A 21,726-nucleotide genomic window follows, 5' to 3' on the forward strand; every position below is an offset into this window, starting at 1 on the left:
CACACAGATTGTCTTGTTATTAATTGTTAAAGAACAGTGCTACCAAAGTAGCGTGCTTCCTTGGAAGCGGCTTAAGATGCTGTCCGTGGACCCTCTTAAGCGGGAGGCGTATAATACGCTCTCAAGTTTCGATGTCAAGGCGTTATTTTTATTTAATTTCAAATCAATTTTTGACGTAAATCACAAACTGAAAAACCAAACTAAACTGCCTTACATCACGCTGATTAGAGGCTTTATAAAAGTCTTAAATCACCTGGTTAAAACCAGTATCGGTGCAGCTGTTTTAGCGGCTGTCCCGAAGCGAGAGGCGCATTATAGAGATCCCTTTTTTGATCGCAAGTGTTTATTTCAAAAAAATGTTCAACTGCTGATTTAACAAACGAACTGACTAACTTTAGGCCTATATGATGGTATTTAACTCTATATGGATAAATGTAAAGGCTTATTAGTTGGCGATTTTGTAATAAATGGTTAACATAGCTAAGCCTTATATTCTTACAAACACACAATCTTTTAGGTAGATACATGAACTCACCCACTATAATAAATATAATTCTTTCCGTCGTTCTTGCTGTTGCAGGCTATTTACTACTACCTGTCATGGCGGCTAACCTTGATCCTAGCCTCGCGCTAGCTATTGGTTTATTGCTTGGCGGTATTCTCGTCCCCATCATTGGTAGCCAATTTTCTGGTACTTCTTCTGTTGCACAACAGGTCGATGAAGAAAATAGTAAAACACTATATGTTGGCAACTTGCCTTATCGTGCAAATGAACAAGCTGTTCAACAACATTTTGAATTGCAAGGACAGGTTCACTCCGTTCGTTTGATGAAAGATCGCCGCACAGGTAAACGCAAGGGCTATGGTTTTGTAGAGATGACAGCTGCTGGTGCTGAGAAAGCGATTCAAAACTTGAATGATTCTGAGTTTCAAGAAAGAACGTTGAAAGTACGCATGGCTAAAGACAAAGTCGAAGAATAAGCCACTGCTATAATACGTAGATAATAAAAAAGCCGATGCATGCATCGGCTTTTTTGTGTTTTAACGTAACTGACTATCGATAATTATAGTACTGATACTAATGCAGTGGCTAATGCGTCAACGTTACCTTTACTGATACCTGCAATATTCACTCGGCTTGAATCAACGAAATAAACACTATGTTTATTACGCATCTCTTGAACTTGCTCAGGAGTAATACACAAATAAGAGAACATGCCCTTTTGTTGATTCACAAAACTAAAGTCTCTCTGGGCACCTTTCTCTTTGAGCTTGTCTACCAATAAGCCACGTAGTGTTTTCATTCGCGTGCGCATTGCTTCTACTTCTGCTTGCCATTCTGTGCGCAAAGGTTCGTCGCTCAATATGATATCAACTAGTGCCCCACCATATGAAGGTGGCATAGAGTATATACCACGAGCAATTGACTGAATTTGAGTTTGAATCGCTTTACGCGTTTGTGTGTTGGCCGTAATCATCGCAGCTAAACCTACACGCTCTCTATATAAACCGAAGTTTTTAGAACATGAAGCGGCGATTATCACTTCTGGTAAATTTTCGACTAGTAAACGAAGTCCATAAGCATCTTGCTCAAGACCATCGCCGAATCCCTGATAGGCAACATCTACAAATGGGATGAAACCGGTTTTTTGTGCGAGCTCTAATACCGTTTTCCATTGCTCTGGTGTTAAGTCGGCACCCGTTGGGTTGTGACAGCATCCATGTAATAACACTACATCACCTGACTTCACTTGCGCTAATGTTTCGACCATGCCGTCAAAATTGATGCTCGCATCCGCTTTATTGAAGTAGGGGTAAGTCTCAATTTTAAGGCCAGCATTACCAATGAGCGGAATATGGTTTGCCCAAGTTGGATCGCTTACCCAAACAGTGAGTTCACTGTCACAGCGTTTGATAAGCTCAGCCAGAATACGCAGTGCACCACAACCACCAGGCGCTTGAACCGCTGCTACGCGATCTTCAAGCATCACCTTGCTGCCCTTGCCTAGTAACAATTGCAGCATACCGTCAATATACCCTGGCACCCCTTGAGGTGTGATATAGGTTTTAGAGTCCTCTTTGGCTAGTAATATCTGCTGAGCCTTTGCTACAGAAGATAAAATAGGTGTATGCCCTTGTTCGTCCTTATAAACGCCTACGCCCAAGTCAATTTTCAGTGGATTAGGGTCCGCTTTATATGCAGTTGATAATCCCAAAATAGGATCGGCGGGTAACTGGGGCAATACTTCAAACATGATGTTCCTCTAAATTTATGTTGGATAGGCTAAACGGCAGACATTATGCCACCGACTGATGATTTTTCGAACTTAAAATACTGCTAATTTATATCGAAATGATAGCTATTTTCAGCAATACATTGAGCCTCATGATTAAAGGTTCGTTCTTGCCATGATACACGCTGCTGCTTATCCACTAAAAGTAGCGTGGATGAACGAGTGCCATACTCTGGGCTTTGTATAAAAATCGAGGATAACTTACGCTCCCATTCGATAGGTACACCGGTTTGCGGCAATATATCATCCTGGGCTTTGGTCTGGTTTTTAAGTAAAGCAAATAAGCTTTCAACTTCTAACGTATGAGGGTTTTGGCAATATTCGGTTAACTGTGCCATGCCATGTAAAGTTTTCGGCCAAGGGGTGTTTAATTTTGCGTTAGATAAGCCGTAAACTCCCGTTGTTAATTTCTCAGATTGAAGCGTATGGTTGTTAAATACATATAAGTTATTCCAATCACCATATAATAAATTAAAGCCATTATAGTTCTCGGCATCCGCTAACATCTTGGATAGGTAAGCGTCGCTTCTAGGGGAGTGTTGCAAATACTGGCTAACCAATTCCCCCCTACTCACTGCATTAGCTAGATTACGCTTGGGATCGCGAATATTGGTTAGTGCTGCAAGTTTACCTTGGGTGTTAATACCCATCCAAGTGCCACCAGCACGCAGATCTTTTCCAGCTAGAGTGTTCGGCTGCTCTTCCCAAAAACACGACTCGCGTGTTGGTCGCTCAAAGAACTCATCCCGATTCGCTGCAACAATAAGAGGATAATCAGGGTGCTGATTTACAGCAATAAATAAAATACACATAAAAATATACTACTTGTTTGATGTGCTAATCATTGGCGCTTTGCTCAGCAACGCCTTCACGTTCGATACGTTCATCAAGTTCCGTAAACAAGGTCCGTGAATTTTCAACGAATGTCGTCACATCTGATGCTGGGCGCAGCTGATAGATAGGTGGCAACATGATACTGTTGTAATCAGGCTTAGCGCTAAAGTCGCTGCTACCTAACATACCTATACTGACCACTGGTACTACTATTACTAAGGTCATCATTGAACCCACGAGATTGCGCCGTGTATTGGTTTGGTGAAAAGCGAAAAACAAAGACAACCAAATAAAACCAAACAACACCAGTGAATACACAATTAGCTCTACCCATATCAATGCTTCAGGCGCATTGAAGTTGAAAGAAAGTAATTTTCCTAACAAATATAAGCCGTAAAATATAAACAATGTAAGCCAGAGAATAGAAAACTGACTCACTACTCTGCTTTCTTTGTTAAAAACCTTGCCCATTACAGCGAAGGCGATAGGCCAAGCACTTAACAAAGCCATTTGCCCCATCTCTTTAGGTAACATGTCAAATACATTGTAGGCTTCAACGCTATTGGTGAACTCAAACACCATCGACAACACTAAATAAGCTAACGTAAGCAAAATCGCCACTACACTACTGGACAACCAATTCAAACTCTCTTCTAATTGGCTCAATGGTAAAGCGGCTGACACTGGCTGATTCGTATTGACGACTTTTAAGCGTGTACGACCCAGTTTTAAAATATCGTTACCGTGTAGTTTACCGCTCGCCATTGACTGCTTATTTACCAACGTGCCGTTTATCGTTTGGCAATCTTCAAAGAAGATAGATTGATCTTGGCTATCTTGCGTAATGCGCACGTGCTCGGCACTAATATAAGGGTCTTCCAAACGCAAATCACAATGATGATCACGACCCACCAAAATCTCTGACTTATTAAATTTAAAGTATTTTAATGTCTGGTCTTTACGTGAAAGCAACTCAAGCACTATTGCCATGCTATTGCTCCCACAAATTGCTTAGTAAACCGCGTAGCCGATTCCTGACTCACCCCAGCTAGGGTAAAGTGGCTTATCAACCCTTGAGACTCGTGGTTCAATGTGGCTCCTATATATAAAACATCGTATAAATGTGCGAATTCTTTATATGCCCTTAAACATAAAATACTTTTGGTTTTAACATCGTGGGTATTAGCTACAATATCCTGTTTGCATTGATAGTTGCTCACATCATTTTTGCTAGCTTGATTACCCGCACCAGCACCTGAAATGCTGCCACTAAAGAAGTCATAAAAGCGGTGTGCACCAAATTCGCCACTTTCAAGCCATTCAAACTCTATTTCTATACCGCCAGTACGAAGACCGCCATGAAGGAATATTTCTTCATCTAGACTGCATCTATTTTCTACTGACAAATATAACGCTTCTTGATCCGCACTGTTTGAATCTCCCCAACAAGAAAGTAATGCGCCTTCTAGGGTGGGTATTTTCGCGCCGCCTAATTCATTTGATTTCCATACACCCCGTTCAAGGCGTTCAAACAAACGTTGTTGATTCACCATTAGCTGAGAGGCAATAACCTTCTTGTAATCGTCTGGCGCTAACGGGGTGAAATCGTCTGCGTCAATTAATGTGTGGATTTTAGTCAAGGGCACTAGAAAGCCGATTTGGTTACCCGCTGTTGCGACATTGACACCAACAACTTGGCCTTCAGGGTTCACAACAGGACCGCCGCTCATGCCTGGGTTAATCGAGCCAGTGAAATGAATACGCTGATAGAAACTGTTCTTTTTAATGCCATTAAAGGTACCTGGTACCACAATCATGCCTAAGTCATGCGGGTTACCAAGTGAGTATATGCTGCTACCCTGCTCGGGTAATGATGCAGATAATGAGAAGAAACCCGCGCTGCTACTTCCACTTTTGACCTGCACTAACGCAAGATCATTAACCACATCAATGTTAACCAGCGACAAATCACCAACAGAGCCATCAGCAGCGAGATACTCAATACGATATTTTTCAGGAAAATAAACGAATTCAGAGACAACGTGGTAATTCGTTACCAGCACACCTGAGTCATTTATTTGAAACCCAGAGCCAATTGAAGACTTGTTACCTGAACCCAATTCAATAATTCGAATTTGATATAGTGCACTTTGGTAATGGCTAAAAAGATTTTGCGCCGTCTGCTGAGCAAAGCCCATTGCGCTGTATAAGGCCAGCGCGAAAAACATATATCTCAAAATTCTATATTCCTTTTTTATTATATCTTGGAGCCGCAGGAGTGCATAAGTAGGATTGGCACTCGACAATGCCGATGACATGACGGATCATTCATCTAGTGTAAAGTGGTACAGCTAAGAAAGAAATGGCTAGCAAATTAAATACTCCTGAGTTAAGTGAAGATTTACCGCGCATTGGTAACGCCTTTAGTTGTTCGATCGGCAGAGCAACACTTAAACTTATGGGTTGGCAATTTAGTGGTGAATTTCCCAAACACAAAAAGATGATAATCGCCGTGGCTCCACATACTTCGAACTGGGATTTCGTGATCGGAATAGCCGTAGCGTTTACACTAAAGCTTAAAATTACTTTCTTCGCGAAAAGCAGCTTATTTATTCCACCATTTTCGGTGTTACTCCGTCGCTGGGGTGGGCTACCTATAAAGCGCCAAAAAGCACATGGCATGGTAGAACAAATGTCGGAAGAAGCTCGCCAAGCAGATAACATGATTCTGTGCCTCGCCCCTGAAGGGACGCGCGGTAAACGCGAAAATTGGAAAACAGGCTTTTTACACATCGCTTATAAAGCTGACATGCCCGTGTTCTTAGTCGCATTTGATTATAAGAAAAAGCGAATTGAATTAGGCCCTGTGCTAACAATAAGTGAAAATATACCATTAGAACTACAACGCATTTATCAGCATTATCACACTGTGCATGCTAAATTCCCTGATAAAGTAGCGACCAACTTAACGCCCCCAAGCGGAGACAAAGATTGAAAGACAAAGGTTTTACCACCCGTTTAGTACACGCAGATAGAGTAATCAATAAACCGCAAAACGGAGCGGTGCATCAAGCAACAAATAATTCCGTTTTGTTTGCATTTGATAACGCGCAAGACCTAGTCGATGTATTTCAAGGCAAAGCAGCAGGTCACGTATATTCACGCTCATCCTCTGCATCAAGTGTGTCATTGCAAAATATTCTTAATGAATTAGAAGGTGGCGTGGGTGCCATTACCTTTTCTACGGGAATGGCAGCCATCAGTGCAACGTTTTTAAGTTTGCTTCGCGCTGGCGACCACATCATTATGAGCCAATTTTTGTTTGGCAATACCAGCAGCCTTGCCAGCACATTACAAGGACTGGGTATAGAGATCAGCTTCGTTGACGCAACAGATGTGCAAAACGTGATTGCAGCTATAAAGCCAAATACCAAATTAGTGTATGCCGAAACCATAGCCAACCCTGCCACCCAAGTATCTGATTTAAGTGCCATAGGTCAGTTATGTAACGAACAAAAATTGCTGTTTATCGTTGATAACACCATGACGCCTGCCAATATTTTTGATCCCAAAAGCGTCAAGGCTTCACTGACTATCGCTTCATTAACTAAGTATGTATCAGGTCACGGTAATGTGCTGGGCGGTGTCGTTGTTGACACTGGTTTATTCGACTGGAGTGGGTTTAACAACATATTACCTATTTACCGCACAGCGGATACCCAGCAATGGGGACTGACGCAAATTAAGAAACGCGGCCTTAGAGACATGGGGGCAACGTTATCTCCTGATGCGGCCCACAGCATATCCATAGGGCTTGAAACGCTGGCTTTGAGGGTAGAGAGAATTTGCCAAAATGCGCTGCGTCTGGCGACGTACTTACATGGTCATGAACACGTTCAGCACGTTTACTATCCGGGTATAGCGGACCACCCACAACATTATATAGCGCGAGAGCTATTCACAGGTTATGGGGGAATAGTCAGTATCGACCTAGCTGAGCATATCGACCCGCTCGCATTTTTAAATGAGCTTAAGTTAGTGTTGTGCGCAACACATTTAGGGGACACCCGTACATTAGGTTTACCCGTCGCCCAAACTATTTACTTTGAGAACACAGCCGAGCAAAGAGCCGATATGGGTATTAATGATAATATGCTGCGTTTTTCGATTGGTATTGAAGATGTAGACGATATTGTTGCGGACTTCGAACAAGCCTTTACCGCACTGGTGTAAATCGTCTCAGCTGACTTTATTGGTGAGATGAATAAATGACGAGTTGAACATAGCGACCTTGTTCAACTCGTTTACGGTACTCGGATTTCTAACTAGGGCTGTATACTAAAACTGGTCGTGATCTTAACTTTTCCTTCTAACATCAACATGACTGAGCAGTATTTTTCAGCTGACAGTTGAACGGCACGTTGAATGTGCTTCTCACTTAGGTTTTCGCCACTGACAACATAATGGGCATGAATCTCAGTAAACACTCTTGGGGCTTCATCTGCTCGCTGAGCATCGAGTTGACATTCGCAGCCGGTAATCCCTTGGCGTGATTTTTTAAGAATTTCTACTACATCAATAGATGAGCACGCGCCAACGGCCAATAATACGGCTTCCATAGGGGTCGCCTGACTGCCATCACCGTCCATTTCGATGGTTTTTCCTGTGTCAGTTTCACCAACGAATTTCATATCTGACTGCCAACTAACGGTCGCTTTCATTTTTTACTCCACTGCAAATAACTACTGCTTACATTCTATTTAATTAAGGTGATTTTGCTCTTATCAAGCAATATGCGTTTTTGCTTGTATAAAGCGCCTAGCGCCTTCTTGTATACATTTTTACTGACATTGAAGCGCTTTGATATTTCTTGCGCTGAGCTTTTATCCGTTAAGATTGATATACCGCCATGGGCCTCGAGATCGTCAATAATTTGTTCTGCCAAATCTTTGCGTGCGCCATCATCGTGAAATTGAAAACACAGATCAATTTTGTTGTCCTCACGGATACGTTTAATAAACCCTTTAGTGCGCTCACCCATACGCAAAGGTTTAAACACTTCATCTTTGAATATCAAACCTAGGTGACTGCCATTTATCACCGCTTTGTATCCCATATCAGTGCGGCCACAAATCAATAAATCGACTTCTTGCTTAGGCGCAAAGTTCTGACCTTCTTCAAATAAAAAGTCACGTAAACGCGTGGAAGCAGCAACCTTCCCTGTTTCATCATCAAAATACACAAATACTACGTAAGACACGCCCTCTGCCATCGGGAAGTCTTGCTCGCTATAGGGCACCAGAATGTCTTTATCGATACCCCAATCTAAAAACGCACCTACATTATTTACACTCACCACCTTTAAGAAGGCACATTCATCTACTTCAGCCAAAGGTGTTTGCGTGGTGGCGATCAAGCGACTGTCGCTATCGTGATAAATAAAGACGTGGCAGGTATCACCAATCTTACAATCTTCGGCAGCAAACTTAGTGGGGAGCAGAACCTCACCATCGTCTCCACCATCAAGGTAAAATCCGAAGGGTACCTGTTTAATTACGTTTAATGAGTTGAACTTACCAATTTGCAGCATAAAACCTGTCTGTGTTGAGCAATAGAAGCGAACCTTATTGTACCTGATATGAAGGATATTCACGGTAAAAATTCAAATTTGCTAACAAAGTAGCTTAATTCATTATAAAAATTCGTGGCATAATCCGCATTCAACAGCCCTTCTTCCAATGCTATTTTTTTGAGTCTTAACTATGAGCATCGTATTTTTAAATGGGGAATATCTCCCCCAAGAACAAGCTAAAATTTCACCTATGGACCGCGGGTTCTTATTCGGCGACGGCATTTATGAAGTGGTACCTACCTATCAAGGTGAAGCTGTTGGCTTTATGCCTCATATTGAACGTATGCAATCGGGTTTGGCGTCTATCGGCATTCAACTTGATTACACAGTAGAAGACTGGCAAGAAATCATTCACACGTTGATCGCAAAGAACGAGACCGGTAACCGCGGAATTTATCTTCATGTTAGTCGCGGCACTGACACCAAACGAGCTCATGCATATCCGACAGGCGTCGAACCAACGGTATTTGCCTTTTCATTCGAGATACCGCCTGCGCCGACACCAGACAAAGAAGGTGTAAAAGCGTTCAATGTTACCAGCAGTGAAGATTTGCGCTGGAAGCGATGCAATATTAAATCGACCTCGTTACTCGGCAATGTTATGCATTATCAACAAAGCCAAGATCTTGGTATGCAAGAAACCATACTGTTTAATCAACAACAGGAACTTACCGAAGCAAGCTCATGCAACGTATTTATGGTCAAAAATAACGTGATCGCTACTCCCGCTTTGGATAACCAACTGCTACCAGGTGTTACTAGAAAGTTGCTGTTAGCCATTTTACGTGAGCACAGCTCATTTAAGGTTGAAGAACGTGTTATCACGATGGACGAGGTACGTGATGCGGATGAATTATGGCTGACCAGCTCGTCCAAAGAAGTGGCTCCTATTGTAACGCTTGATGGTACTCCGGTGGGTAACGGTTCTGTCGGTGATGTATGGTTGCAAGCACAAGCCTTGTTTAGCCAATATAAATATCAATATTAAAGGCCGTTAATGCCACGCCCTATTTCGATTACGGTAGATCTGGATGCTATCCGTCAAAACTTCGCATATGCAAATGCTCTGGGTGTTAACGCCTTAGAAAGTTCCATCAACGACCGTCAGAGCAATACTCTTGCGGTCATCAAAGCTGATGCCTACGGCCACGGCGCAGTAGCAACAGCGCGCGCTCTTGATGGCCAAGCCGCTCTGCTTGCGGTGTCGAGTATTGAAGAAGCCGTAAGTTTGCGCCAACACCATATAAAGACGCCCATTTTATTGCTTGAAGGCTGCTTTTGTCCTAGTGAATTGAGTGTTGTAAATGAATTAAACCTACAAATTGTTATTCACAACCAAAAGCAAATTGAAGATCTGCTGGCCCAAGTATTAACGAAGCCCATAAAAGTATGGTTGAAAGTTGATACTGGTATGCATCGCCTAGGCATACCTGTCTCAGATGCATTGAAGGCTTATACTCAACTCGCATCCAGTAAGAATGTGTGCTCGGTTATGCTTATGACGCACTTTGCTACATCTGATCACCCCGATCACCCTTTACTGCTGAGTCAAATACAGTCAATACAAAAGCTTGCTGAAAAAGTATCGGCGGAGCCGTCATACGCAGGTTGTAGCTTAGCCAATTCAGCTGCCCTACTTGCTACACCGAAAAGCATCAGCACTTGGAACCGCCCAGGGATCATGCTGTATGGTATTAGTCCCTTCAACCAAAGTGATATCAACGTTCTACCACTCATTCCGGCGATGACTTTTAGCTCAAAAGTGATTGCATTGAGACACGTCGCGACTGGCGAGTCAGTAGGGTACGGCGCAATATGGACAGCGAAGCGACCAAGCATTATCGCCACTGTGGCGGCAGGTTATGGTGATGGTTACCCTCGAACGGCTAAATCTGGCACCCCTATTATGGTCAATGGCCAGATAGCGCCGTTAGCGGGTCGTGTTTCGATGGACATGTTGTGCGTTGACGTCACTCAATTAACCGATATAAGTGAAGGCAGCCCAGTCGAGCTTTGGGGCAAGAATATACCGGTTAATGACGTGGCCGCTTGGGCGGATACGTTAGGCTATGAATTAGTCACCCGAATGCCAACGCGCGCCAAACGGGTATTTATTAACGAGTAAATTGAGCGCATATGCTATCGCTCAGCCACAACAACGGCGCGCAAGGGCGCAGGATAGCCTTCAATGGTTTTTGAGTGATCATTCGGGTCAAGAAAATCAACCAAAGATTGACTGTCCATCCACTGCGTTGCGCGCTGCTCTTCAATCGTGGTTTTTGCTAAATCTACCACGCGCACATTTTTGAAGCCCAGTCGTTTCATCCATAAACACAAGGCATCTGTACTAGGCAAAAACCATACGTTGCGCATTTGAGCGTACCTGTCCCCGGCCATCAATACAGTATTTTCATCTCCCTCAACAACAAGTGTCTCGAGAATGAGCTCGCCACCGGGTCGCAACTGATTTTTTAGCTGTTGTAAAAAATCGAGTGGACTTTTTCGGTGATACAGTACCCCCATTGAAAAAACCGTATCAAAGGCATTTTTTTCAGGTAGCTGCTCAACACCTACGGGCAATAAATGAATGCGTGAGTCGGGGTTAAAATGCTTAATGGCTTGGAACTGCATCAAAAATAACTGAGAAGGGTCCGCGCCCACCACCATTTTGGCGTTTTCTCCTAGCATACGCCACATGTGGTAGCCACTGCCGCAACCAACATCAAGAACATAACGATTTTCTAACGACTGTATATGCGGTTGTACTCTTTCCCATTTCCAGTCGGACCGCCACTCTGTATCAATATGAATACCATGAATATGAAATGGCCCTTTACGCCATGGCATAAACTGCTTAAGTAAGCCTATAATTTGCTTCTGCGTATACTCGTTTATCTCGCTTTGCAGCCCAAATTCAACCCTCTCTTTGAGCTCAATTTCACTAGGATGAGTCTGAGGCAGCTTGCCAAGCAGCTTTACCCACTTGTTGAAATCACCGTGTAGCTGCTCTTTTTGCCAGGTAGAAATTTGCCCGGGAAGGAGCTCTAACCAAGCACTTAGCGGGGAGTCGGCAATTTCTTTATAAAACTGGTTGAACCAAGGGACTGACATGAACGGCGCCTGTAAAGTAAATAAATAAAAAAATGTTAGCTTTTGATCGCGACAATGGAGGCAAAGTTAAAACACTGAAACCACAATACGACATCGTCAAAACCAGCATTTTGTAGTCTGGTTTGATGCGCCTCAAACGTTTCAGCCCGCAAAATGTTTTCAATTGATTCACGCTTTTGACTTATCTCTAGCTCGCTATAACCATTGCGTCTTTTAAACTCATGATGAAGGTCAATTAGTAACTCATTCCCTTGCTCTGATGCGTGGCGAAGCTTCTCTGAAAGTATGAAAACTCCACCCGGTGCTAAGCCATCGTATATACTCTGAATAATCTGATCACGCTGAGTGGGGTCGATAAATTGCAATGTGAAGTTCATTACCACACTTGATGCGTTTTCGATGTGGATATTTTGTAAATCATCGCAAATCACCTCTATGGGAGTATTCGCTTTATACGCTTTTACGTGCCGGGCACACCGTTGAGCCATAGCTTCAGAGTTATCCACTGCAATGATACTACAGTTATCAGCCACTACGTATTTTGCCGCTGCTAAGCTAACTGCGCCGAGGGAGCAACCGAGATCGTATATATTGGAATTGTTTGTAGCGTAGCGTCCAGCCAATTGCCCAATTGCATCGACGATGGTGTTATAACCCGGCACAGAGCGCTGGATCATATCTGGAAAAACCTCTGCTACGGTATCATCGAAGCGGAAATCACTTACCTGTTGAGGTTGTGAATAAATGGCGTCTTTGCTTGATTGCATGTAATTGATAATGATTGTGGAAAATTAGCGTAATTCTACCCGCAGCCACTAAACCACGCAATTCTCTTGTCTATTTGCACCATGGATTAAGAGGATCGTAAAAATTTTTCTGATATAAACAAACTGCATGAGGTATTTGTTACATCATACTTACGCCTTCTGATAGAATGTGTCACATAAATTGCAGGGAAGTTAATTAATCCCTTCATTAATCAAGACTAAAGTATTAGTCTTGTTACTTAATATTGAATTATTTATTGAAGGCAAATAAATGGCAAAGTTTTTAATTGCAGATGATCATCCGCTATTTCGCGAAGCTTTAGTGGGTGCACTAAGTCCACTGTTTGAAGATATTGAGATTTTGCAATCCGACTCGCTCGACTCTACATTAATGACGCTCCATGAAAACCCAGATATCGATTTAATATTACTCGATCTGCACATGCCTGGATGTGAGAATTTCTATGGTTTAATTCGAGTCACTCAGGATTATCCTGAAATTCCTGTCGCAGTAGTCTCGGCTAGTGACTCTATTGAAGTTGTTTCGTACGTGATGAGCTTCGGCGCAAAAGGGTTTGTACCTAAGTCCAGCCCTACTTTGATGATTGCTGATGCCTTGAAAACAATCATGAGCGGTGAAATTTGGTTAACTGAAGAGTTAAAAGCACAGATTGCCCAAATTGACGGTGAAGAACTCAACTTAGCGCAACGAATTGCAGAATTAACGCCTAAGCAATTTCAGGTGTTAAAGCTAATCCATGATGGTTTATTAAATAAACAAATTGCTCACGAATTAAATGTCACTGAAGCGACCGTTAAAGCGCATATCAGTGCAGTATTTAGAAAGCTAGAAGTTAATACTCGAACTCAAGCAGTATTGCTGCTTAAAAAGTTAAATTTAGAAGATTAGTCCCCACCTCTAAATAACGTTAGTCACCTTTAGTGACTAACGTTATCTTGTTCCGAACTTTTATCGCTCCAGCGAGTTATTCACTCTGGTTAGTTCCTGAGAAGTTTAACGGTAAACCATTCAATAGCTTTTGATTAAAACTATGAAAACGTTGAATTGCAGAAATTAAATCTGGTGTGTGAACATCGCCCATTTGATTAATCAATCCATTAATCAAATCGTCATACTGTTCACCGCTTTCAAGCTTTTGCCTCGATTGCTCAAAAACATCCAACATTTTATCTAGATAATGCGCGACCGGTTTAACCGTCTTATTAGGGTCTCCTCTAGGGTCATCTTCACTGAAATGAGAAACCGATTCATACGCCTGAATAGATTGGGTTTGCTCTTGTCTAGTTAATTGTAAAGCAAAACCGGTTAGCTCTTTTTCATCATATCCCAGCTTTAATGCTTGATTGAATGCTGACTCAATATCACCGTTGAAGAATTCATCAGCTAAATCGCTGGCGTCAGCAACCAATGTACCTATCGCCTTTAATTCGTCTTCGTCTAACTCCCCCTGCACAGTGAAAGACAGTGCATTACTGCTAATGTGCTCATAGCGTTGCGTTGAGGTGACTTTAGCTGTCACGTTGTTACTTGCATCATCGCTTTCTTGTAGTGAAGATTGCGTTACGCCCATTTGCTCAGCGCTATCAAGGCTCGGCTCATCAGCCACGTCGTTTTCGGCTATATCTTGTGCATTGTTTACCGATTGAGGTTTCGATGGCTCTACTGGCTGCTGAAACACTTGTTCTTCTTCAACTTTTACCAGCGACTTTTGGTTTAACTCAAAGCTTTCCAAGTCTTCAAAGCGAATGTTAACTTCGTCACCATCCAACGTACGAATACGTAACTCACCCGTGTCACGGCGTTGATAGTTCACTTGATTCTCCAACGAAACGTTAGACGTGCCGACATCGCTCGCTTCTTGAGTTTCTGAGAAAATCGAATCTCTTAGCTTTTGCAATCCCGTATCTATTAATTCTTGGCTTCGGCTAATCCCATTTTTGATGTCATCATTCATCACTCCGACGAGATCTTTTTCAGCCATGCCAATGCCTTTTAATACCCCCGAACGAGCTTGCTCAAAAAGAGCATTCAAAGCATCGTCGTCAGCGCCTTTTCCTTGAGCATTTTTGATTGCACCACCTACAAAATTCAACACATTGCGAGCGACCTCTTCAAAGTCGAATAAACTTTTATTCGTCTCTTCCTCGTCAGCTTGCTGGGGTACTCTAAGCTGAAGTTTGCTTGCCCCAACCGATACACTGTGGTTCATGGAATTAGTTAATACTTGGCCTGCAAAAAAACTATGAGATGATAATGCGCCGCTCAAGGACGCCTTATCACCCGCCAGTGTGCTTGCTTGCTCAAGACCTGAATCACGCAATTGGTTCTGAAAGCTATTTGCCTCCCCCAAGTGCGCCGGCTTTTCACGCATGAAAGCCTTAATTTCATTAATATTCATTTGTGCCACCTCACTTTCCTCAACTAGGTTATCGGCCGCATGCTGGCTAAATTTAGTACAATTCATCGCAATCAAAAACTAATATTGCACAAGCGCTGAAAACACTTACAATCCCGCGCTCGTTAATAACATCATCTGGAGAATTGCCGTGCGCCCAACCGAAATTAACCCTGCGGACTATGAACAACAACTCGCTCAAAAAGTTAATAGCGTGCAACAGGCTTTCAAAACATTTTCGATGCCAGCATTAGAGGCGTTTTCATCAGCACCTCTGAATTATAGGATGCGTGCGGAATTCAGGATGTGGCACGACGGAGATAACTTAGATCATGTCATGTTTGACCAATCAACAAAGCAAAAGTATGCAGTAAATCAGTTTCCCCCTGCCAGTATCGTTATCAATGAAGTGATGATGAAGTTATTATCATTAGTAAAAAAGAACGAAGTATTACGTAGAAAGTTATTCCAAATCGATTATCTGAGTACCCTAACCAATGAAATATTAGTCACCTTGGTGTATCACAAACCTTTAGAAGATGAGTGGCTAAAAGAAGCAAAAGCATTGCGCGCATTGTTAAGAGATGAATTTAAAATCGACATAATTGGCCGCGCGAAAAAGCAAAAAGTGCTGTTAGACAAAGATTATGTGCTAGAAACGCTACCAGTGAATGATCGACTGTATACGTTTAAACAAATTGAAAATAGCTTCACGCAACCAAATGCTGGGGTAAACAGCAAAATGCTTGAGTGGGCGTTAGATGTTACTCAAGATTGCCAAGGCGATTTACTCGAATTGTATTGTGGTGCAGGGAATTTCAGTCTTCCTCTGGCACAAAATTTTCGACAAGTATTAGCAACCGAAATATCTAAATCTTCGGTTGCTGCTGCGCAAGATAATATCCGTTTAAACAACATAGAAAACGTGACGATCTTAAGGATGTCGAGCGAAGAATTTGTGCAAGCACTAAACAATGAACGCAGCTTTAGGCGTTTAGAAGGTATCAATTTGCAGGATTACGATTGCCAAACAGTCTTAGTGGATCCCCCACGCTCTGGCCTTGATGATGACACGCTAGACATGATCAAAGCGTATCAAAACATTGTGTATATTTCGTGTAATCCTGAGACACTCAATAATAATTTGGCAGTATTGAGCGAAACACATAATGTAGTTCGATTTGCTCTTTTTGATCAATTTCCATATACACATCATGTGGAATCAGGAGTTTACTTGCAAAAGCGCTAAACGCCGGCGGCCTCTTTCGCCCCATTAGCGATAAATCGCAACTGCAACTTAACGCGCTGAGCCAACACTGCTTGTTGTTCAGCGCCTGAATCCAACGCTTCTGCGCCCGCACTAAAAACAAGTTTAACCATAGCTTCTGCTTGTAAGTTCGCATACTGATAGGGCAACCCTGTTGTGCTCATAGTGTAATCTGTTAGCTCAACAATAAAGTGCTGAATTTCCCGTAATACAGCGGCACGAAATGCCAAAGACGTTCCGGTATGCTCACGAAGCAGCAACCGGAAAACATTGCTATGGGCGCAAATGAACTCCATAAACGTATCCACCGACGTGTTTATCACTCCCCCACCTGAGGCAATCCGCAATCGAGCCTGACGCATCAACTGCCTTAAGTTTAAGCCAGCTTCATCGACTAATGTTAAACCAAGCTCGTCAATGTCTTTGAAATGTCGATAAAATGAGGTCGGTGCGATGCCAGCGGCGCGAGCTACTTCACGCAAGCTGATACTAGACAAACTTCTTTGCTCGTCCAGTAAACTAAAAGCTGCATCTATAATGGTTCGTCTCGTCTTAAGCTTTTGTTCTTGACGACTCACGTTACGCCCCTTTTGAATATTAATTCCTTTATATTATCCATATTTAACGCGAATCAGCACGAAGTAATAAGGTTCAATACAAGAAATAGCTTGCTAAATACGCGTTTGCTAGATAAATTAGCGTACAAGTGTAAGCTGAATAAAGTACTGCTTTTTGTAATGGAAAAACCCCGTTTAATTCTCACTAATGTTTTAGTCTTTGTGATTACTGGACTAGTCGCACTCCTTCTTGTGCCTTACGTTGCTCTAACCCAAGGGTTTGATGGCGCAGAGATCGCTGCGTGTATTATTCTTATTTACTTCTCAGGGATGTCTATCACCGCTGGGTACCACAGGCTGTGGGCGCATAAAGCCTATGAAGCGAATACCTTTGTCAGAGTCGTACTGGCTATTGGCGGAGCAATGGCCCTTCAAAACAGCATATTACATTGGGTTTCTGATCACAGGATCCACCACAGGCATGTGGACGACAACGATAAAGACCCGTATTCGGCCAAGCGTGGCTTTTGGTATTCACACATGGGTTGGATGCTTCGCGAATATCAGATACACCGCTATTCTGATTATAGTAATTGTAAAGACCTTCAAAAAGACAAGGTCGTTGTATGGCAGCATAAGTACTACCTTCCCATCATGCTTATTTCTAACTTTGGCATTCCAATGGCATTAGGTTGGTTGAATGGTGATGTGCTTGGTATGGTGTTGCTTGCTGGTTTTTTCCGCCTAGTGGTTGTCCATCATGTGACGTTTTTTATTAATTCTCTTGCCCATATTTGGGGACGTCAACCTTATACAGATAAAAATACAGCCCGCGATAATGACATTTTAGCTTTTTTCACTTTTGGTGAGGGGTACCATAATTACCACCACATATTTGAATATGATTACCGCAATGGCATTAAATGGTGGCAGTTTGATCCAACTAAATGGCTAATACGAGGGCTGTCGTTTATAGGCTGGACCAAAAACTTACGCCGCTGCCCAGAAGAACGCATTGAGAAAGCGAAGATGGCGATGCAATTGCAGCGCGCACAGCAGAAGTTATCTGTGCTTCCAAATGCCGATGAGATATTACATAGTTTACAGCAGGAATATGATGCAATCTTGCATAAAATGGGCGAAATGTACGCCACTAAAAAACGCTTAATGGAAATTCGCAAACATAAATTGAAGCGTAATTACGAGAAACTAGAACTAGATTTTAAATACCGCGAACTCAAATACAATTTAGAGTTACGAAAGCAAAAATGGCTGCAGCTGTATCAAGTAAAATACCAAATGGCTTAGTATTCTAAAGCTCCCACAAGGGGGCTTTTTTGTATGATAGATAAAGTGGTTTCATAAGAAGTGAAATAACTGAAGTATTAAAAATTGACTTAGCCAAACAGTAAGTTAAGGGCTAAAAATAACCGTTCAATGTGAGCTTATCCCTACATTGAACGATTCAGGTATTTGGTTAACCTAGCACAGCCTTATTACTCAGCGACGTTGAGCACTAATAACTCTGACTCAGCTAATGCATCTTTGTGGGCAATGACATTGATACGCATGTCTTTTTCAAAAAATTGGATTGTCGCGATTGCATTGGCATCTTGCACTTGCGTTTTTTGAGTGATGTCTGACTGCATTTCACGAAACTTAACATTTTGTTGAATTTTGCTAGCGATACATGAACCGTCAATAGCAAATGTGGTAGATTCCATGCAGTCAAATAATCTGTTGTTCTGAGTTTCAGCTTGTGCTGATGCCGCACCGAATGCGCTTAAAATGCCGACAATGATAAATGATTTGATTCTTAACATAATGATTTCCTCGATAAATCGCTTAACAAAGCGCTAAGCATCGCAATCCAACGTGGAAACAAATCGACTCTCAAACCACAGGATTATGACAATAATATGACAGAACTGTATTTTTTGGAAGGAAAATTAAATCACCGACTTTGACGACGCTAAAAAATGCCAAGTATGTAAAGCACATTTGCCCCTGAGTCCTCGCCCAATCATTCAAGGAAATCAGCGCTCAAAGATACTTATCGTAGGTCAGGCTCCTGGTATCAAAGCACACGAAACGAACAAGCCTTGGAATGATGCTTCGGGCGAACGCTTGAGGAAATGGCTGAATCTAGACGTTCAGCAGTTTTACAATCCAGACAATATTGCAATTCTGCCGATGGCATTTTGTTATCCTGGAAAAGCGTCAAGTGGTGACAAGCCGCCGCGTAAAGAATGCGCGCCCCTTTGGCATGAGCGCCTCATAAACTCCATGCAAATCAAACATGTTTTATTGATTGGTCAATATGCTCAAAACTATTACTTACAGGATAAGCGATCGTTGACGGAGAGAGTAAAAGATTGGCAGGCGTACCAACCAAGGTTTTTCGTTTTGCCCCATCCGTCTCCACGGAATAACATATGGTTGAAGAAAAACCCTTGGTTTGAGCAGCAAGTAGTATCAGCGATGCAGCATGCCATCGCTAAGATTATCTAGTATCTACAGGGATTGGCCTCTTTTGCGTTGCCCCATAAATGTCAGCAATTCACTAAAAGGCATTGGTTTAGCATACATAAAGCCTTGGGCTTCATCACAACCAAGCTTGAGTAAATAGTTGGCTTGCTCTGGCTTTTCAATACCTTCAGCAATCGTCCTCAGACCGAGTTTTGTCCCAAGTGTGACGATGGTTTCAGCAATAAAGGCCGATTTGTTGGGGCTTATTTCACTAACAAACGCTCGGTCAACTTTCAAGCGATCAAGCGGTAGCTGTTGTAAATAACTCATTGACGAAAAGCCTGTACCAAAATCATCAAGGGCTACCTTAACGCCAAACTCTTTGAGTTCATTCAGTGCTTCAACCACCAATTGGGGTTCATCCATCACAATGCTTTCAGTGATTTCTAACTCTATGTAATCAGGCTCTAAATCATTGTTTATAATTGCTTTTTTAACCAAGTTTATAAACGCAGGATCACGAAATTGAGGCATAGATATATTGACTGCCATGCGCAAGCCTTTGAATCCTGCTTCTGTTAGCAAACGCAGCTTTTCACATGACTCTTGCATAACCCACGCACCAATATCTATGATTAAGCCCGAGTATTCTGCCAGTGGTACAAATACCGCGGGAGAGACGAATCCCCCATCAGAAGAAGGCCAACGAAGTAGCGCTTCCATACCAATGATGTCTTGAGTCACTAAGTCAATTTGCGGCTGATACCACAATTGCAATTTTCGCTCAGCGAAGTCTGTACGCAACTGACGGATCATCTCTAAGCGCCACGTCGTTTGCTCTTCCATTTCTGGGGCATAATACTCAAAATTCGTTTTTAGACTTTTTTTCGACCTATTTAACGCTATGTTGGCGTGCTTGAGTATATTGATACCCGTATTTTTTTTACCATTAAACCGACAAAAGCCAAATGCCGCGCTCAGCGGTAGCATATGGTCGCCAGCTTCAAATGCATTATTAAACAACCCCTGAAGCGCAGCAGGATTGACTTCTCGCTCTGTACCGACAACGGCGAATACGTCCGAGCCGATTCGCCCCAGCGCTGCCGCTGTCGGAAAAGTGGATTCAATACGTTGAGCTAAGGCCAATAAGGTGTCGTTACCAGTATCCTGGCCTAGACCGTCATTGATATCGGCGAAATGATTAATATCAATCAAAGCAACTACATCATTAGCGTGCTCTGAATCATTACTGATATCGTCTAGGCGGTTAATAAATTCGATTCTATTTGGCAGCTTGGTTAGCCAATCTTTAAACGCGGCAGTGTGTAGTTGATGGAATAAATTAACATTTTCGTAACCCACTGAAATGCTTGCTAAAAATACCTCGATCAGCTGCTCATAGGCTTCCGATATTTGTCGACCAATTTTTAAGAACACAGCTGCATCATATTCAGAGCTTTTCAAATAAAGCACGGTAAAGTTATCGCCGTATATGTGATGCTGTTGTTGAAGGCACTGATTAACCGATTGCACTATCTTTTCATCGTGCAGGTTATCAATTTTTTTATTGATATAACTTGCGAACTCTCCTGCAGCACCCAATACATAGACCGCATTTTCATCTTTATCGATAACGGATCCAGCTCTGGCACATACAACCCCTGAGGAGTCCAAACCAATAAGCGAGCTTATTTGGGTCACCACACCTTCACAAAATCGATTGACTGAGTGCTCTTCGAGTAAATTTGCGGCCGAATGGATGATTTTTTCTAAACCAATACGACTTTGATTGATCGTTAGAATCTGTTGATATGAACGTAACGAGGCAATAATGGTTGTGACAAGTTTGCTACGCGTTAACTCTGTTTTCGTCTTGTAGTCATTGATGTCGTATTCTTTGATTACACTTTCTTCAGGAGCATAACCCGGTTGCCCTGTACGCAAAATGATTCTGGGCTCTGTCAACTTCAGTTCATTTCGCATAGTTTGGGCCACTTGCAGGCCTGCGTCGTCCGTTTCCATAACGACATCAAGCAAAATAATCGCTAAAGTAGAGCCTAGAGACTGTATAATCTCAAGGGCTTCTGCCTTGGAATAGGCGTGATAAAAGGTCAAGTTTCGGTCATTAAGCACTAAATCAGAAAGGGCCAACCGTGTTACCGAGTGGATTTCCTCATCGTCATCAACCACCAATATATTCCAGCTTCCTGCGAATTCAGTGTTGTCAGCCGTGTTCTCCTCAGAGAGAAAAATCAGCTCATCATTCTCATATTCCATTGGACACATTTAATTTACATTTCTCTTGAGTTTACCTGACCACTACAGCAGTATTTCTTAAGTTTAGCTAAATCCTGACTAAATCAAAATTAGTTCGCTCA

Annotated in this window: 22 protein-coding genes; 10 read left to right on the forward strand and 12 right to left on the reverse strand. The window is 42.5% G+C overall.

Annotated features, from left to right (window positions below):
- The first annotated feature begins 85 nt into the window (after window positions 1-85).
- Together AC0VYA_RS20370 and AC0VYA_RS20375 are read left to right on the forward strand one after the other, a co-directional pair.
- Window positions 86-376, forward strand: a complete 291-nt coding sequence (locus AC0VYA_RS20370) for a hypothetical protein (RefSeq protein WP_475489479.1) — start codon at window positions 86-88, stop codon at window positions 374-376.
- Between the two features lie 149 nt (window positions 377-525).
- Entirely contained in the window at window positions 526-981 is a 456-nt protein-coding gene (locus tag AC0VYA_RS20375) for an RNA recognition motif domain-containing protein (protein WP_475489480.1), read from the forward strand.
- An 83-nt stretch (window positions 982-1,064) separates the two neighbouring features.
- On the opposite strand, the gene AC0VYA_RS20380 is transcribed toward AC0VYA_RS20375, so the two are convergent.
- From AC0VYA_RS20380 to AC0VYA_RS20395, 4 genes are all read right to left on the reverse strand, one after another.
- Window positions 1,065-2,255: an amino acid aminotransferase gene (locus tag AC0VYA_RS20380; protein WP_475489481.1), complete on the reverse strand. Its 1,191-nt coding sequence runs from the start codon at window positions 2,253-2,255 to the stop codon at window positions 1,065-1,067.
- 83 nt (window positions 2,256-2,338) lie between these two features.
- Window positions 2,339-3,106 (reverse strand): NRDE family protein, encoded by a 768-nt coding sequence (locus tag AC0VYA_RS20385; protein ID WP_475489482.1) that lies wholly within the window; start codon window positions 3,104-3,106, stop codon window positions 2,339-2,341.
- A 25-nt stretch (window positions 3,107-3,131) separates the two neighbouring features.
- The gene (locus AC0VYA_RS20390; RefSeq protein ID WP_475489483.1) at window positions 3,132-4,118 is read right to left on the reverse strand and encodes an FHA domain-containing protein; all 987 of its coding nucleotides are present in this window, start codon (window positions 4,116-4,118) and stop codon (window positions 3,132-3,134) included.
- A complete protein-coding gene (locus AC0VYA_RS20395; RefSeq protein ID WP_041714128.1) occupies window positions 4,109-5,365 on the reverse strand; it encodes a S1 family peptidase in 1,257 nt (418 codons plus the stop codon). Before AC0VYA_RS20395 ends, AC0VYA_RS20390 begins: the two co-directional genes overlap by 10 nt.
- Window positions 5,366-5,490: 125 nt before the next feature.
- On the opposite strand from AC0VYA_RS20395, the gene AC0VYA_RS20400 reads away from it, so the two are divergent.
- Both AC0VYA_RS20400 and AC0VYA_RS20405 read left to right on the forward strand, forming a co-directional pair.
- Window positions 5,491-6,123 (forward strand): lysophospholipid acyltransferase family protein, encoded by a 633-nt coding sequence (locus AC0VYA_RS20400; RefSeq protein WP_475489484.1) that lies wholly within the window; start codon window positions 5,491-5,493, stop codon window positions 6,121-6,123.
- Window positions 6,120-7,361, forward strand: a complete 1,242-nt coding sequence (locus AC0VYA_RS20405; RefSeq protein WP_475489485.1) for a cystathionine gamma-synthase family protein — start codon at window positions 6,120-6,122, stop codon at window positions 7,359-7,361. The genes AC0VYA_RS20400 and AC0VYA_RS20405 overlap by 4 nt, the downstream gene beginning before the upstream one ends.
- A 92-nt stretch (window positions 7,362-7,453) precedes the next feature.
- On the opposite strand, the gene AC0VYA_RS20410 is transcribed toward AC0VYA_RS20405, so the two are convergent.
- Both AC0VYA_RS20410 and AC0VYA_RS20415 read right to left on the reverse strand, forming a co-directional pair.
- Window positions 7,454-7,849, reverse strand: a complete 396-nt coding sequence (locus AC0VYA_RS20410) for an OsmC family protein (RefSeq protein WP_011576720.1) — start codon at window positions 7,847-7,849, stop codon at window positions 7,454-7,456.
- 35 nt (window positions 7,850-7,884) lie between these two features.
- Window positions 7,885-8,718, reverse strand: coding sequence for a CvfB family protein (locus AC0VYA_RS20415; protein WP_475489486.1), 834 nt, complete (start codon window positions 8,716-8,718; stop codon window positions 7,885-7,887).
- 172 nt (window positions 8,719-8,890) lie between these two features.
- Here AC0VYA_RS20415 and AC0VYA_RS20420 point away from each other — a divergent pair, with 172 nt between their 5' ends.
- Together AC0VYA_RS20420 and alr are read left to right on the forward strand one after the other, a co-directional pair.
- The gene (locus tag AC0VYA_RS20420; RefSeq protein WP_011576722.1) at window positions 8,891-9,748 is read left to right on the forward strand and encodes a D-amino acid aminotransferase; all 858 of its coding nucleotides are present in this window, start codon (window positions 8,891-8,893) and stop codon (window positions 9,746-9,748) included.
- Window positions 9,749-9,757: 9 nt separating this feature from the next.
- Entirely contained in the window at window positions 9,758-10,885 is a 1,128-nt protein-coding gene (gene alr, locus AC0VYA_RS20425) for an alanine racemase (protein WP_475489487.1), read from the forward strand.
- A 14-nt stretch (window positions 10,886-10,899) separates the two neighbouring features.
- Here the strand turns inward: alr and cmoB are convergent, their stop codons facing one another.
- Together cmoB and cmoA are read right to left on the reverse strand one after the other, a co-directional pair.
- Entirely contained in the window at window positions 10,900-11,871 is a 972-nt protein-coding gene (cmoB, locus tag AC0VYA_RS20430) for a tRNA 5-methoxyuridine(34)/uridine 5-oxyacetic acid(34) synthase CmoB (RefSeq protein ID WP_475489488.1), read from the reverse strand.
- Between the two features lie 35 nt (window positions 11,872-11,906).
- Window positions 11,907-12,638 carry a carboxy-S-adenosyl-L-methionine synthase CmoA gene (gene cmoA / locus AC0VYA_RS20435; protein WP_475489489.1) on the reverse strand — a complete coding sequence of 244 codons (732 nt, stop codon included), beginning with the start codon at window positions 12,636-12,638 and terminating at the stop codon, window positions 11,907-11,909.
- Between the two features lie 271 nt (window positions 12,639-12,909).
- On the opposite strand from cmoA, the gene AC0VYA_RS20440 reads away from it, so the two are divergent.
- The gene (locus tag AC0VYA_RS20440; RefSeq protein WP_006991697.1) at window positions 12,910-13,548 is read left to right on the forward strand and encodes a LuxR C-terminal-related transcriptional regulator; all 639 of its coding nucleotides are present in this window, start codon (window positions 12,910-12,912) and stop codon (window positions 13,546-13,548) included.
- Between the two features lie 76 nt (window positions 13,549-13,624).
- Here AC0VYA_RS20440 and AC0VYA_RS20445 read toward each other — a convergent pair whose 3' ends face one another.
- The gene (locus tag AC0VYA_RS20445; protein ID WP_475489490.1) at window positions 13,625-15,058 is read right to left on the reverse strand and encodes a DUF5610 domain-containing protein; all 1,434 of its coding nucleotides are present in this window, start codon (window positions 15,056-15,058) and stop codon (window positions 13,625-13,627) included.
- A 148-nt stretch (window positions 15,059-15,206) separates the two neighbouring features.
- Here AC0VYA_RS20445 and trmA point away from each other — a divergent pair, with 148 nt between their 5' ends.
- The gene (gene trmA / locus AC0VYA_RS20450; protein ID WP_475489491.1) at window positions 15,207-16,304 is read left to right on the forward strand and encodes a tRNA (uridine(54)-C5)-methyltransferase TrmA; all 1,098 of its coding nucleotides are present in this window, start codon (window positions 15,207-15,209) and stop codon (window positions 16,302-16,304) included.
- Here trmA and fabR read toward each other — a convergent pair.
- Window positions 16,301-16,900, reverse strand: coding sequence for an HTH-type transcriptional repressor FabR (gene fabR / locus AC0VYA_RS20455; RefSeq protein ID WP_006991694.1), 600 nt, complete (start codon window positions 16,898-16,900; stop codon window positions 16,301-16,303). The two genes, trmA and fabR, sit on opposite strands and share 4 nt — an antisense overlap.
- A 159-nt stretch (window positions 16,901-17,059) precedes the next feature.
- Between fabR and AC0VYA_RS20460 the strand changes: the two genes are divergently transcribed.
- Window positions 17,060-18,187, forward strand: coding sequence for an acyl-CoA desaturase (locus AC0VYA_RS20460; protein WP_475489492.1), 1,128 nt, complete (start codon window positions 17,060-17,062; stop codon window positions 18,185-18,187).
- A 188-nt stretch (window positions 18,188-18,375) separates the two neighbouring features.
- Here the strand turns inward: AC0VYA_RS20460 and AC0VYA_RS20465 are convergent, their stop codons facing one another.
- Entirely contained in the window at window positions 18,376-18,702 is a 327-nt protein-coding gene (locus AC0VYA_RS20465) for a hypothetical protein (RefSeq protein WP_033184843.1), read from the reverse strand.
- 178 nt (window positions 18,703-18,880) lie between these two features.
- Between AC0VYA_RS20465 and AC0VYA_RS20470 the strand changes: the two genes are divergently transcribed.
- Window positions 18,881-19,390, forward strand: coding sequence for a uracil-DNA glycosylase family protein (locus AC0VYA_RS20470; RefSeq protein ID WP_475489493.1), 510 nt, complete (start codon window positions 18,881-18,883; stop codon window positions 19,388-19,390).
- Between the two features lie 3 nt (window positions 19,391-19,393).
- Here the strand turns inward: AC0VYA_RS20470 and AC0VYA_RS20475 are convergent, their stop codons facing one another.
- Window positions 19,394-21,634, reverse strand: coding sequence for a bifunctional diguanylate cyclase/phosphodiesterase (locus AC0VYA_RS20475; RefSeq protein WP_475489494.1), 2,241 nt, complete (start codon window positions 21,632-21,634; stop codon window positions 19,394-19,396).
- Window positions 21,635-21,726 lie beyond the last annotated feature (92 nt).

Source organism: Paraglaciecola sp. QJM3NY_14 (assembly GCF_056173245.1).